This window comes from Sphingobacterium spiritivorum (assembly GCF_016724845.1).
In the GTDB taxonomy this organism is placed as follows: domain Bacteria; phylum Bacteroidota; class Bacteroidia; order Sphingobacteriales; family Sphingobacteriaceae; genus Sphingobacterium; species Sphingobacterium spiritivorum_A.
In genome coordinates this window covers 2845730-2860418 of record NZ_CP068082.1, presented here as the reverse complement: position 1 = coordinate 2860418, position 14689 = coordinate 2845730, and the positions used below count along the sequence as shown (strand labels likewise).

The window sequence follows — 14689 nt, the reverse complement described above, 5'->3', positions numbered from 1 at the left end:
GATATGAGCACGACAAGACTACCCTTTCAGTAAGCTCCGGATAAACAATCTCCCCTGATAACTTTTCAATTCCTGTTCCCGCTTCAGTGCTTCTGATTTAGTGGCATATTCTTCTGTATAAAGCAACTCCCACGGCCGGTAACGGATTGTCCAACCCTTAGTCCCTAATTCATTATGAGAAAGCAGACGAGATGGCAAATCTGAAGTCATACCGATATAAATCTTATCATAAACACCGGAATACAGAACATAAACCGTAAACATAGAAATCAATACTACTTAAACAAAAAAAGCCTCAGTCCGTAAACTGAAGCTTCAATGAGTAGCGGGGACCAGACTCGAACTGATGTCCGCCAGCTGGCGGATATGAGCACGACAAGACTACCCTTTCAGTAAGCTCCGGATAAACAATCTCCCCTGATAACTTTTCAATTCCTGTTCCCGCTTCAGTGCTTCTGATTTAGTGGCATATTCTTCTGTATAAAGCAACTCCCACGGCCGGTAACGGATTGTCCAACCCTTAGTCCCTAATTCATTATGAGAAAGCAGACGAGATGGCAAATCTGAAGTCATACCGATATAAATCTTATCATAAACACCGGAATACAGAACATAAACCGTAAACATAGAAATCAATACTACTTAAACAAAAAAAGCCTCAGTCCGTAAACTGAAGCTTCAATGAGTAGCGGGGACCAGACTCGAACTGATGTCCGCCAGCTGGCGGATATGAGCACGACAAGACTACCCTTTCAGTAAGCTCCGGATAAACAATCTCCCCTGATAACTTTTCAATGCCTGTTCCCGCTTCAGTGCTTCTGATTTAGTGGCATATTCTTCTGTATAAAGCAACTCCCACGGCCGGTAACGGATTGTCCAACCCTTAGTCCCTAATTCATTATGAGAAAGCAGACGAGATGGCAAATCTGAAGTCATACCGATATAAATCTTATCATAAACACCGGAATACAGAACATAAACCGTAAACATAGAAATCAATACTACTTAAACAAAAAAAGCCTCAGTCCGTAAACTGAAGCTTCAATGAGTAGCGGGGACCAGACTCGAACTGATGTCCGCCAGCTGGCGGATATGAGCACGACAAGACTACCCTTTCAGTAAGCTCCGGATAAACAATCTCCCCTGATAACTTTTCAATTCCTGTTCCCGCTTCAGTGCTTCTGATTTAGTGGCATATTCTTCTGTATAAAGCAACTCCCACGGCCGGTAACGGATTGTCCAACCCTTAGTCCCTAATTCATTATGAGAAAGCAGACGAGATGGCAAATCTGAAGTCATACCGATATAAATCTTATCATAAACACCGGAATACAGAACATAAACCGTAAACATAGAAATCAATACTACTTAAACAAAAAAAGCCTCAGTCCGTAAACTGAAGCTTCAATGAGTAGCGGGGACCAGACTCGAACTGATGACCTTCGGGTTATGAGCCCGACGAGCTACCACTGCTCCACCCCGCAATATATCTTATTTCAAATTTAGTTAGCCTTTAGCTAACTCTTTAGGTGAATATCAGACTCAACTGATGTCCGCCAACTGGCGGATATGAACCCTATGTTCTGAAGAACACTTCACCCCGCAATATGCGATTAATATTTTTGGGTTAGCCTTGCGCTAACCCTTTTTAGTAGCGGGAACCAGACTCGAACTGATGACCTTCGGGTTATGAGCCCGACGAGCTACCACTGCTCCATCCCGCAATATATTTTATTTCAAAATTGGGTTCTTATATTCAGAAACCAATATAACGTCCTTTTCTAATTGGAGTACAAAGATATATTTTGTTTCTTTGTATTCCTAATATAATTTAAAAAAAAATGTCGCACAAAGCAGGTTTCGTAAGTATCATTGGTAAGCCCAACGCAGGTAAGTCTACGCTAATGAACGCTTTAGTAGGTGAAAAGATGTCAATCATCACACCAAAAGCTCAAACAACAAGACACCGGATAATTGGTATTGTCAACGATGAAAACCATCAAATTGTCTTTTCGGACACTCCCGGAGTCATCAAACCCAACTATTCTTTACAAGAATCTATGATGAATTTTGTCCAGGGATCACTAATTGATGCGGATATTATTCTTTTTGTTACGGACATCAACGAAAAATATGATGAAAATGATGTTATCGAAAAATTAAGAAAAACTTCTTCTCCTGTTGCGGTTCTGATTAACAAAATAGATAAATCTACAGAGGAAGATGTAAAAGCAAAAATCGAGTTCTGGAAAGAAAAGTTAAATCCGGACACCATATTTGCTATTTCAGCCTTGCTCCAGCACAATGTGGTGGCTATTATGGAATACATCAAAGAGAAGCTTCCGGAGCATGCTCCATACTATGAAAAGGACGAGCTAACGGACAAATCTATGCGTTTTTTCGTTTCTGAGATGATTCGTGAAAAAGTCTTCAAACTATATGACAAGGAGATTCCTTACAGTACTGAGGTCATTATTACTTCTTACAAAGAAGAACCAAAAATCACCAGAATCGCAGCTGAAATTATTGTTGAACGCGATTCTCAAAAGAACATCCTGATCGGAAAAGCCGGAGAAATGATCAAAAAAGTAGGTACATATGCCCGTCAGGACATAGAAGAATTTATAGGAGGCAAGGTCTTTCTGGAAATCTTTGTCAAAGTCATCCCGGATTGGAGAAGTAAGAAAAACTACCTGAAAAGATTCGGATATGATGACTAATCAGGGGTATCGTCCTGAAAATATTCACGAAGTGCTTTTACCTGTTTCAGGTTAAGCACTTTTTTTAGTTCCTCGTCACTCGCCTCTTTGACTTTTCTGACCGATTTAAATGTTTTCAGTAACTTGTCAACAGAAGTCTTGCCTACTCCCGGGATATTCTCCAATTCGGAGACAAAAGTCTTCCGGCTTCTCTGATTCCGGTGAAAAGTAATCCCAAAGCGATGCGCTTCGTCACGGAGATGTTGGATAATTTTGAGTGTTTCTGATTTTTTATCCAGATAAAGCGGATACTGATCTCCGGGATAATACAGTTCCTCGAGACGTTTAGCTATACCAATGACTGTCACCTGCTTCTCAATCCCCAGCAACCTCAGGCTTTTCAATGCTGCACCTAACTGTCCTTTACCCCCGTCAATAATAATCAACTGTGGCAATGGCTGATCTTCATCCAATAATCTTCTGTACCGTCTGAAAACAGCTTCCTCCATTGTCGCAAAATCATTGGGACCAACGACAGTCTTCACATTAAAATGTCTGTAATCTTTCTTGGAAGGTTTCGCATCTTTAAACACCACGATCGCAGACACGGGGAAATTACCCTGTATATTGGAGTTATCAAAACATTCGATATGCTGAGGAAGAACATTCATCCGAAGATCCTTTTGCATCTGGGTCAGAATACGCTCTGTTTTGAGATCCGGATTTAATCTTTCATAATGCAATAAGCGTTCTTTTTTGAAATAAGCGACATTCTTAAGAGACAAGTCCAGCAATTTGCGTTTTTCACCTAATTTGGGCACCGTAAACTTAATATTATCATCTCCTTCGATATCCATATCAAAAGGCACGATAATCTCTCTGGAGGCGCTCTTAAAACGATTTCTAATTTCCGGAATTGCCAGCGCCAGTAGTTCGACATCGGTTTCATCCAGACGACGCTTCATTTCTAAGGTCTGCGTCTGGATAATCACGCCGTTCATTACTTTCAGAAAGTTGACAAATGCATAACTCTGATCCGAAGCAATACTGAACACATCCACATTTGTAATAGAAGAATTGACGACTGTAGATTTACTTTGGTAATAATCCAGCTTATCCAATTTGGACTTGAGCGCATGAGCCAGTTCAAAGTTCAATGCTCCAACCGCTGTATCGATCTGTTGTTTAAGACGATTAGTGACCACGGCAATCTTACCATTCAGAATATCTTTGATATCATCCAGATTCTGATCATAATCCTCTTCTGACTGATAACCTTCACATGGCCCTTTACAGTTGCCAATCTGATATTCCAGACAGACTTTGAATTTACCTGTGCGAATATTATCGTCCGTCAATGACAGATTGCAGGTACGCAGCGGAAACAATTCTCTGATCACATCGAGTACCGTGTGCATCATACCGACTGAGGCATATGGCCCAAAATAACGGGAACCATCCTTGATATATTTTCTTGTCCAGAATACTCTGGGAAAACGTTCCTGCTTGATGACAATCCAGGGATAAGTCTTATCATCCTTGAGCATCACATTATACTTAGGCTTATGCTTTTTTATCAGATTGTTCTCCAATAACCAGGCATCGATCTCCGTATCTACAATAGTAAAAGCAATACGATTAATTTTTCGTACAAGTACCCGCGTTTTACCACTTAGCTGATTATCATTGACAAAGTAAGATCCGACTCGATTACGCAGATCTTTTGCTTTACCGATATAGATCAGCTCATCCTGCTTATCAAAATATTGATAAACACCCGGTTTGTGCGGAATACGCTTTAATTCTTCTTTATAGTCAAATGAGCTCATTCAAAAAAATATGCCAACTATCAAATTTCGGAAAAATCTGACAGTTGGCATCGTATCTTATTTTAAATAATTAAAAACCTAACCGATCATCATCCAGATTTTCATCTGTAGCAGGTCCTGTACCATTAAACGGAGCATATTTACCGCAATCCAGTTCACGGGTCAATCCTCCTGCCGGAAGCGGAAAATCTTCTTTCGTATATTTCAGTTTACTGTCTCCGTAGACTTTTTGCATATAGTAAGCAAACACAGGCATCGCTGCACGCGCGCCTTGCCCTTCGTTGGTACTGTAGAAACTGATACCTCTGTCTTCTGCTCCTGTCCATACACCGGTCACCAATTGAGGAGTCACTCCGATAAACCAGGCATCTGAGTTATCATTTGTCGTACCTGTTTTACCTCCTATTGGATAGTTAAGTTTATAGAACCATTTGATACGGGTAGCGGTACCGCCGTCTACAACTCCTTTTAACATATCCACCATGATATAAGCCGTTTCGCTGTTCAGTGCTTTAACAACTTTAGGAGCCTTTTCATATATCGTTGTCCCACTCTTATCTTCTATGCGCATGATCATAGTAGGCTCTACCCATGTACCGCTATTTACAAATGCGGAATATGCACCTACCATATCAAATACAGAAGCTTCATAAGCTCCCAGTGCAATAGACGGATAAGAAGGTACTTTAGAGGTAATTCCCATTTTCTGAGTCAGATTCGCTACAGCACTTGCCCCTACTTCATTGATCAGATATGCCGTAGCATAGTTCTGTGAATAAGCCAGTGCTTTCTTAAGTGTAATGGGATTGCCGCCCTGCACTGTTCCTCTTGGCGTCCAGTTGCCATACGTCTGTTGAAAATTAGGGACGCTGTAACATGGAGAATAGCCATTATCTACAGCGACTGCATAGGTAAACGGTTTTGCGGTGGAACCGACCTGACGTGTACCCAACTTAACCTGATCATATTTAAAGTGTTCAAAATTAATTCCACCTACCCATGCTTTTATGTAGCCGGTTTGCGGTTCCATAGACATCATGGCATTTCGGAGAAACAACTTGTTATACTTGATAGAATCCATAGGTGTCATGACCGTATCCACACTTCCTCTCCAGGTAAAGACATTCATTGGAACCTTGGTATTGAATGCTTTTTTAATTTCTTCTTCAGAAGCACCCAGATCTTTCATCATACGGTAGCGATCTGAACGTTTCATCCCCGAAATCAACAGTTGCGCATTCTTCCCTGAGAAAGGTGTTCTTCCTTTCCATTGACGATCAAAAGCTCCCTGCAACTCCTTCATTGCTCTTTTCTGTGCTTCTTCCGCATATTGCTGCATGGTATAGTTGATCGTCGAATATATTTTCAGTCCATCTCTGTCCAGATCGTATGGTGTACCATCCGATTTGGTAATAGACAGACGGGCAAACTCTTTTTTGATCTCCTCTTTTAGTACGGCTCTGAAATATGGCGCCAGTCCTTCTCCGTAATTGGAGATCTTCAACTGCAGTCCAAGTGGCTTGGCTGCACTTTCGGTTTCTTCAGCTTTTGTAATAAAACTTTCATTGTACATATTATTCAGGACAACGTTACGACGTCCCAAAGCATTCTCCGGATATCTTACCGGTGAATATACCCCCGGTCCCTTTAGCATACCTACCAGCAATGCAGCCTGCTCGGCAGTCAGTTTGTCCGGAGTGGTATTAAAATATGTACGTGCAGCGGATTTGATACCAAAAGTATTGTAAGCACCAAAATCTACGGTATTAAAATACATCGTAATGATTTCTTCTTTGGTATAATTACGCTCTAACCGAACTGCTGTAACCCATTCTTGAAACTTCTGAAAAATACGTTTGGAAAAGCTTTTTGCTCTACCATCTGAAAACAGATTCAAAGCCAGCTGCTGGGTAATTGTACTCCCCCCCTGCTTATTTCCCGTCATCGTATGAAAGATCACTGTCATCGTACGCCAATAATCAATACCGGCATGTTTGTAGAAGCGTTTATCTTCTGTAGCGATCAGTGCTTGTACAAGATAAGGAGACAACTCACTATACTTTACGTTAGACCTGTTCTGAACATAATACGTCCCCAATACTTTATTGTCCTCGGTCAACACCTCGGAAGCAAGATTACTTTTGGGATTCTCCAAATCCTGAAAAGAAGGCAATTTTCCAAATACACCTAACCTTACACTCAGGATAAACAAAAATCCAAAAGCTACACAAGCAATAATAATCGTCCAAAAATTGCGTGTATACTTCTTAATATCCTCTTCAGTGAGTTTACTGTTTTTTGATACTCTTCTCATACTAATATTTCCAATAGCAGATCCTATTGTTCCGAATAAACTTTTTGATAATTTTTAATTTGAATACCATCAGTTAACGTGCCAATCGTCTCTTTTGTCGCTACAAAAGTATTATAAATTTCGAAAGGTATCTTCATAATATCCGGAATCAAAGGTGAAATTCTTGTTTCATAAGCTTTTACTTCCTCATAAGAATTGAACGGACCAACGAAAATCAATTGATTTTCACCATTGATATTTCTCAGAATATGTTCTATACGAGCCTGATTATATCTTGTCCTGTTAAACTGACCTATACCATATCGGCTTGGCGCCAGATTGACTGTTGCATTCTCCACGTTAATCACATAAAAGTAAACGCCTTTATCCGGTAACAATTGTTTGTCACGGTAATCATTTGGTCCCAGATCAATCTTTGCCTGTCCGGGTTTGACATCCAGTCCCTTTAATTCCACATTGGTATTAATCTCGCCGTTGACTCCCACCTTAGTTTTCACCTCCCCGGAGTTAAGTTCGGTGACAGCTACTTTCTCCTCCGGTTTTGGCTCTTCTACCTTAGGTACTTCCACAGGTTTCTTCTCTTCCGCCTTTACAACAGGCTCCTCTTTCTTTTCAGGAATCTTTTTCTCTTCTACTTTGGCAACAACCTTTTCTTTGGGTTTTTCTTTCTCCGGCAATTTTTTGATCGGTAAGGCTACCCCCGTACGGTAATCGCCATCAATAGAAAGTGCAGGCCACTGGGTCATGGAAGGTTCATCCACAAAAGCTATACGATCGCTTTTTATGTCCTGCAAGGCATTGACACGCGTATAGAACATATCCGGATTCTTATTCACAAACGAAATATTCTCTTTTGCCAAAGGAGTAACCAGACTGTCGTTTGGAAAGTCTGTTACAATTTTTGACAAGGACTTCACAAAATCGTCCACACGTCCTACCCGTCCGACAGCAAGGGACTGCAAGTAACGGAGCTGGGCAACAATACTCTGTTTATCTTCTGTATTCTGCAGTTCCTGATCTACCTGACTGATAACGGCTACATGGTCTCCGTTTGCGTACAGATCAAAGATACGGGCGTATGCTTTATCGAGCGTCTCCTTATCGCGTTTTACCTTATCCAGGTAATACGGATCCTGTGCAACATGGGCATGTATGGTATTCGGGAATAAAGTGATGAGTTTATTTTTATAAGCCAAAGATTTCGTTTTATCTATTCCTTCATACATACGGTATAAGGAGAAATACACTTCAGCAGCAGCCGGAGTATTCGGATAGCGGTCGAGGAAGTTTTCATAGGCTTTAATAGCTTCTGTCGGATCTTTGGTGTAATCCCGGTAAATATTACCTATTTTGATCAGGTCATCATGAACAATCTGATGAATAGAATCGTAAGTTACCTGATTTTTAGGAATAGCCTTCTCATATCTGTTTTTTACATTATTCACCCAGGTCTCTCGATCAAATTCGGGTTCTTTCTTATCTTTTTTACGCTCCGACAACATGGTATCCACTTCTGCTTTCTGCGCTCTGCTTGCCAGATCTAATGCCGAAGACTGGCTGTATCTCCAGTTATCCGAAAGCGGACGGCTGCCCCAACGTCTTTTAAACTCGGAACTACCTAATAGCATGGCATCCTGATTATTAAAATAGAACTTACCATCTGAGTAAGAATCTTTATTTACCTGATAGTCGTTCAGATTTGTCCTTCTATATTGACTTTCTCCACCTTTTTTTCCCTTTTTAGCTTCCTTCTTTTGCAACTCCAGTTCCAAAAGTTTATCATTTAAGCTTTTCGATGCGTATTCATCCAGCTTTTGTTGCAGATCAGCATCGTTCAGAGCTGCCAGTCCGAGAAGGGTATCCTGCCAGGCGACTTCCTCATATACCTGAGTCAGATCTTTCATATAGATCAGCTTTCTTCTTAACTGATCTATATTGGTATAGTCATTGGGCAACACTGTAGCGACACTATCGTAATAGTTTTGCGCTATCCGGTATTGCTTTTTGTCAAAAGCCTGATCTGCCATAGTCAGATAGGTTTCAGTTGTCTGATATTGACTTGGGTGAAGCTGACGCAAGGATAATTTGTAATATGCTAAAGCCTCATCTTCTTTTCCTTCTGCGTAGTACATATTACCGATCTCATAATAGATCTGATCTTTATAATCTTCGTTTTTACCATCTTTCAACATTCGCTTCAATGGTTTCACACGATCTTCAAACTTCATTCCCTTTTCGCCTTGTAAAAAAGCAGCCTGAAGATCTGCCTCAAAGGCCATATCATAAGAGACATTACTTCGGGCGATCTTGGAAAAATACTGAAAAGCCTTCTCTTTTTCGCCTTTTTGTTTGTACAGCTGAGCTAATAGAAATTTCCACCTCAGCCGGTCTACTTTACTTTTCGCAGATTCTGAGGCCAATTCCAGATAAGGGATTGCTTCTATAGATTTACCGGTTCTGACCAGTAAATTGGCTTTGGCCGCATTGACCAGGGACAGGGTAGATTCATTGTCATCTAAAAACATAAAGGCAGAATCCACAGCAGCTATAGCTTGTTCTACTTTTCCTATCTGAAGCAGGGATCTGGATTTCCAGGCATAAGCAACAGGTCTGTATTCCGGTTGTTTTGCTGAGTTCTTTTTGAGATACTCAAAATATTCATTAGCGGTATAATACGACCCTTTCATATAGTTCGCCCGGCCAACGATCAGATAGGCCTCATTGACATATTTACTTTCCTGCTTTGAATTGATGATTTTATAGGCCTTCTGAACCAAAGAATCCATTAATTGATGCGGATCTCCCTGTGCGGTCGGTTCATCAAAAACGGTAAGATTGATCTGGTAGTTTTCCTTTTTAAGCCGTGCGATAGCCTTCTGTTCATCCGCCATCATACGTTTGGCATTATACAGAATGTTATATTTAGAAGTAAAATTCTCAACTTTATTATATTGAGGTTCTTCCACGTCTTTTACATTCCGGTTATTTCTTCTTTGTCCAGACTTACAGGCATAGAATAAAACACTGCACAACAGTACGGCAAAAACTGGTCGAACGTAGGATTTCAAAATGAAGCTTTTTTTGTTGATTATCATTTAGCTACCTAAAAAATATGGTTACTTTAATTACAGAAAACACACGGATGCTATATTTAGCAAAAATATCAATATTTCCTCACTTTAAGCTCTTTACTTTTTGATAAATCTAAAAATTAAATTTTTAGTAGAAATATTAAGGACATCAGGGAAACAAATCTTCATATACTTTCCCTCGGAAAGAAATCATCTCTGTTTATAATTTCTGGTCTTCTACTAATGATTCCGGAAGGAAGTTAACAGTCTTTTATCCTAAGGCAGCGAACATTAAAATTGATTTTGTTAGTCTGATAAAAATACTACCTTTATTCTGATAATCATATGCAGGAACAAAAAAAATCAGGTCTTCTTTTTATATTCATTACCGTAGCTATTGACGTTATAGGTCTTGGAATTATTATTCCGGTATTACCTACCCTTATCAAAGAACTGACAGGGGGCACATTGAGTGAAGCATCAGAATATGGTGGCTGGCTTATGTTTAGTTATGCTATTACTCAATTTGTATTTGCCTCTGTCCTTGGAAATTTAAGTGACCGCTTCGGGAGGCGTCCTGTTCTGTTGTTATCACTTCTGGGATTCTGTATAAATTATTTGCTGATGGGATTCGCCACTTCTATTTTATGGCTTTTTATCGGCCGTTTTGTGGCAGGGATTACCGGCGCAAGCATGACCGTAGCAGCAGCATATACAGCAGATATCAGCACTCCTGACAAGAAAGCTCAGAATTTCGGGTTATTAAGTGCTGCCTTTGGTATTGGGTTTATCATTGGTCCGGTATTAGGAGGTTTACTGGGACACTACGGCCCGAGAGTTCCTTTCTTTGCCGCCGGAGCCATTAGTTTTATGAATTTTGTATACGGGTACTTTATGGTTCCGGAATCTTTAAAATCCGAAAACAGAAGACCTTTTCAGTGGAAAAATGCAAACCCTGTGGGTGCATTTCGTTATATCGCCAAGTATCCGCAGATCAAGCCTCTGATTATCTGTATATTTCTGATCAATGTCGCAGCCCATGCCGTACAGAGCACATGGTCCTATTACACCATGGAAAGATATGCCTGGAATGAGCGTATGGTCGGCATTTCGATGGGTTTTATTGGTGTACTTCTTGCGATTGTACAAGCAGGATTATTACGGATTATTATTCCCAAACTCGGTCTTCCTAAAAGTATTGTTATCGGATTAAGCCTGTATGTCATCTCCTTTCCTCTGATGGCTTTTTCATATGAGCCATGGATGTTGTTTGCGGCCAGTGTTCCTTTCGTATTTGCAGGTATCGCCGGACCTGCGATGCAAAGTTTTATCTCTAACCATACTCCAAATAATGAACAAGGGCAGATTCAGGGTGGGATTACCAGTATTGTCAGCCTTACGGCCATCTTTGGGCCGCCGTTGATGAGCAATATATTTGCATTTTTCACAAATCATAAGCATAATGCTTATTTTCCGGGAGCACCCTTTATGATGGCTTCCGTACTTTCCTTAATAGCAGTAAGCATTGCGGCTCTTTATTTTAATAAAAAAGAAGAGCCGGCAACAGAATCGTAAAACAGAGATTCTATTGCCGGCTTTTTATATTTTAAGAGACAGATTCGTATTCCTTATTTTTGAATCAGACATACGGCATAGGCCACTACACCTTCCTGCCTGCCGACAAAACCCATCGTCTCGTTGGTCGTCGCTTTGATGGAAATATCTTCTTCATCTATCCCTGCAGCTTCAGCTATCTTTTGCTTCATTGCGGGAATATAAGGTTTGATCTTGGGCGCTTCCAGACACAACATCGCATCGATATTGCCCAGTGTCCACCCTTTCTCCTTAATAAGCACAATACATTGCTGAAGTAAGACAAGACTGGATATACCTTTCCACCGATCATCCGTATTAGGAAAATGATATCCAATATCTTCCAGATTTGCAGCACCTAATATTGCATCACAAATTGCATGTACCAGTACATCTGCATCAGAGTGTCCGAATGCTCCCGCATGATGTTCTAATGTGACACCTCCCATAACAAAAGGGTGCCCTTCTTTTAATTGGTGTACATCAAAACCAAAACCAACTTTCATTTTCATATCTTGACGAAAATACAAGAAGCTTCGCGAATTAGGAAACCTATTTCTGAATATTTATTACAAAGAACAACTGCTACTAAAACAGTATATTAGGTGTAAAATCTCCTATGGTAGTTAAAAAGCTACGAATCAATCTATTTGTCTATAACTTTTAAAAAAAATATTTACTACTTTTGACAGACATATATATGAACACATATACCTTAATAATGAACGTTTCAAATTTTAGTCTGTCAAAACTTTTATTTATAATGGCCGGAGTAGTGCTGATCTCCTCCTGCAGTTCAAATAAAGGTAAGAAAGACGTCTCTTCCAAAACTGGTGTTGCGTACAACGATCCATATAACGGAGGGCTTCATATCAACCGAAAGGTACAGGAATCTCCCGGTCCGGGATTAGTGGCGATTGAGGGTGGTACATTTGTTATGGGAGGCAGTCTGAATGAAGATCTGGCCTACTCTCATGACAACTTGAAAAGGCGTGTTACAGTTGCATCTTTTTACATGGATGAGACGGAAGTATCTAATGCTGACTGGCTTGAATATCTGCACTGGATTGCACAGAGTTTTCCTGAAGACGGCGAAATGTATTACAATGCGTTGCCAGACTCTTTGGTCTGGAGAAATCCGCTTTCCTATAATGAACCTTATGTCAATCTTTACCTCAGACACCCGGCATTTCAGGACTATCCTGTAGTGGGTGTTTCCTGGGATCAGGCAAATGATTATTGTACCTGGAGAACGGATCGTGTAAATGAAAACATTTTACGTCAGGGAGGTATATTGGTAGATTATCAGAAAAATTCCCAAAATCAGAATGCGGGAGGAAAATTCAATACCGATATGTACCTTAATGGCCAGCTTAAAGGAGAAGGTTATGACGGACAGAATATGCCTACTGATGCCCGTCCGGGTGCTGCTGCAGGAGCGAAACGCACGGTACGTATGGAAGACGGTATTTTGAAACAACCTTATCGTCTGCCTACAGAAGCAGAATGGGAATATGCGGCATTAGGTCTTATCGGAAATACAGAAGAAGGAAATATCAATACAAGTAAAATATATCCCTGGAACGGACTTGGTGTACGCTCGGATAAACGAAAAAATCAAGGACAAATGCTTGCCAACTTCAAGATCACAGGAGGTAACAATATGGGGGTAGCCGGCAATCTGAATGATGGCGGTGATATTACCGTACCTGTTACAAGCTATGCACCAAACGATTTCGGCCTTTACAATATGGCAGGTAATGTCAATGAGTGGGTAGGCGATGTGTACAGACAATTATCTTTTGAAGATTTTGAGGATTTCAATCCTTTCCGCGGAAATGTATTTACGGATAAAAAATACGATGATGCTGAACAACGCATCCTTGCAAAAGATAAATACGGACGTCCTGTAAAAGTACCGGCAAAAGCTCCGAGAAAACAAACCTGGGCAGAACTACAAGCCGCTAAAAACAGCGGAGACAGCTCAGCAACTACCGGTATCTCTTCTTATAACAACGATGCCCGTGGTTTTGATGACGAAATCGATCCTAAACTTTATGGTAATACAACGCTTGTCAATAATAACTCCCGCGTATACAAAGGCGGATCATGGAATGACAGAGCGTATTGGTTGAATCCGGCTACAAGACGTTTTATGCAACAAGATCAGTCGAATGCGATGACCGGATTCAGATGTGCGATGACCATGGTCGGCAACGTGTTTGGACCGGCAGCCAATCAACGTGTTAAAGCAGGAAAAGCGCCAAAGGCAGGTAAATCCAGCCGCCCGAAAGCCAGTTCAAGACCATAAGGAAATTTATAAAACAACAAAAAAGGCTTCTATACGTTTGTATAGAAGCCTTTTTTGTGCACAACGCGCAGCGTTCATACAGCTCTCTACAGAAAGAATAAGCCTCCCCCATTCCAGAAAAAGAAGAAAGATTAGCCTGGCACTAACAGTTAAATTTATTTCAAGAGGTTAAATAATATATCTTTTTCATACTTTCGTAATACACTTACTAAAACAATACCCATTATATCCTATATTCGCACTGTGTAACATTTATGTTAAACTTGAAAATAACCAGTCTTGATAATGAACATACTTTATTAGTCGCTATTAGTAATGGGGATCATAAAAGCTTTGAAACCTTATTTCTGCACTACTATAAGCCTTTTGGTAATTATGTTTTTAAATTGTTAGAGGATATTTCTCTGACCGAAGACGTATTGCAGGAAGTATTTTTGAGAATATGGACAGATCGGGAGAATCTGCATACGATTACTAATTTTAAAGATTATCTCTTTATCATCACACGCAACAGGGTCTACAATCTGCTGAATGAAAAATCCAGAAAGAATGTACTATTTGAATCTCTGAACGAAAAGGCAAACTTTAAACAGATCCCACAAGAAGAAGAAGAACATAAAGCCGATCTGGAACTTTACTATACACTTCTTGAACAGGAAATTGATAATCTTCCTCTGCAGCAACAGAAAATATTCCGTCTAAGCAAACTGAAAAAAATGAAATATGAGGAGATCGCCCGGATGCTCGATATTTCAGTAGAAACGGTCCGTAAGCATATGTATCTGGCCAATCAGACCTTGAAAAACAGATTAAAAGGTAAAGAAGGAGGAATCCTGCTCGTCATTCTGTCTGCAGTATATCAAAGATTTTAA

Annotated in this window: 12 protein-coding genes and 2 tRNA genes; 4 read left to right on the top strand and 10 right to left on the bottom strand. The window is 40.3% G+C overall.

Translation table 11 applies throughout. From position 1 onward, the window contains the following. Nucleotides 1-18: 18 nt before the first annotated feature. The 6 genes from I6J03_RS11910 to I6J03_RS11885 all read right to left on the bottom strand — a co-directional run bounded on the left by I6J03_RS11910 (nt 19) and on the right by I6J03_RS11885 (nt 1724). The gene (locus tag I6J03_RS11910) at nt 19-264 is read right to left on the bottom strand and encodes a GIY-YIG nuclease family protein (protein ID WP_201693697.1); all 246 of its coding nucleotides are present in this window, start codon (nt 262-264) and stop codon (nt 19-21) included. A gap of 117 nt (nt 265-381) precedes the next feature. Next, the gene (locus tag I6J03_RS11905; protein WP_201693697.1) at nt 382-627 is read right to left on the bottom strand and encodes a GIY-YIG nuclease family protein; all 246 of its coding nucleotides are present in this window, start codon (nt 625-627) and stop codon (nt 382-384) included. A gap of 117 nt (nt 628-744) precedes the next feature. Beyond that, nucleotides 745-990 (bottom strand): GIY-YIG nuclease family protein, encoded by a 246-nt coding sequence (locus I6J03_RS11900; protein ID WP_201693698.1) that lies wholly within the window; start codon nt 988-990, stop codon nt 745-747. Between the two features lie 117 nt (nt 991-1107). After that, nucleotides 1108-1353 carry a GIY-YIG nuclease family protein gene (locus I6J03_RS11895; RefSeq protein WP_201693697.1) on the bottom strand — a complete coding sequence of 82 codons (246 nt, stop codon included), beginning with the start codon at nt 1351-1353 and terminating at the stop codon, nt 1108-1110. A 59-nt stretch (nt 1354-1412) separates the two neighbouring features. After that, a tRNA-Met gene (locus I6J03_RS11890) sits at nt 1413-1484 on the bottom strand. 168 nt (nt 1485-1652) lie between these two features. Beyond that, nucleotides 1653-1724 (bottom strand) — tRNA-Met (locus I6J03_RS11885). Between the two features lie 117 nt (nt 1725-1841). Between I6J03_RS11885 and era the strand changes: the two genes are divergently transcribed. Further along, nucleotides 1842-2720 carry a GTPase Era gene (gene era / locus I6J03_RS11880; RefSeq protein ID WP_003011322.1) on the top strand — a complete coding sequence of 293 codons (879 nt, stop codon included), beginning with the start codon at nt 1842-1844 and terminating at the stop codon, nt 2718-2720. Here the strand turns inward: era and uvrC are convergent. The 3 genes from uvrC to porW all read right to left on the bottom strand — a co-directional run bounded on the left by uvrC (nt 2717) and on the right by porW (nt 9910). Then, on the bottom strand, nt 2717-4528 hold the full coding sequence (uvrC, locus tag I6J03_RS11875; RefSeq protein ID WP_003011323.1) for an excinuclease ABC subunit UvrC: 1812 nt from the start codon (nt 4526-4528) through the stop codon (nt 2717-2719). The genes era and uvrC overlap by 4 nt on opposite strands. A gap of 70 nt (nt 4529-4598) precedes the next feature. Further along, on the bottom strand, nt 4599-6842 hold the full coding sequence (locus I6J03_RS11870) for a penicillin-binding protein 1A (protein ID WP_003011325.1): 2244 nt from the start codon (nt 6840-6842) through the stop codon (nt 4599-4601). A 23-nt stretch (nt 6843-6865) separates the two neighbouring features. Then, the gene (gene porW / locus I6J03_RS11865; protein WP_232279831.1) at nt 6866-9910 is read right to left on the bottom strand and encodes a type IX secretion system periplasmic lipoprotein PorW/SprE; all 3045 of its coding nucleotides are present in this window, start codon (nt 9908-9910) and stop codon (nt 6866-6868) included. Nucleotides 9911-10258: 348 nt separating this feature from the next. Here porW and I6J03_RS11860 point away from each other — a divergent pair, with 348 nt between their 5' ends. Then, nucleotides 10259-11488, top strand: a complete 1230-nt coding sequence (locus I6J03_RS11860) for a TCR/Tet family MFS transporter (protein WP_003011329.1) — start codon at nt 10259-10261, stop codon at nt 11486-11488. A 53-nt stretch (nt 11489-11541) separates the two neighbouring features. Here the strand turns inward: I6J03_RS11860 and ispF are convergent, their stop codons facing one another. After that, nucleotides 11542-12018 carry a 2-C-methyl-D-erythritol 2,4-cyclodiphosphate synthase gene (gene ispF / locus I6J03_RS11855; protein WP_003011331.1) on the bottom strand — a complete coding sequence of 159 codons (477 nt, stop codon included), beginning with the start codon at nt 12016-12018 and terminating at the stop codon, nt 11542-11544. A gap of 188 nt (nt 12019-12206) precedes the next feature. Here ispF and I6J03_RS11850 point away from each other — a divergent pair, with 188 nt between their 5' ends. Next, a complete protein-coding gene (locus tag I6J03_RS11850; RefSeq protein WP_201693696.1) occupies nt 12207-13817 on the top strand; it encodes an SUMF1/EgtB/PvdO family nonheme iron enzyme in 1611 nt (536 codons plus the stop codon). 254 nt (nt 13818-14071) lie between these two features. Beyond that, complete coding sequence (locus tag I6J03_RS11845) at nt 14072-14689, top strand: RNA polymerase sigma factor (RefSeq protein ID WP_003011334.1); 618 nt, start codon at nt 14072-14074, stop codon at nt 14687-14689.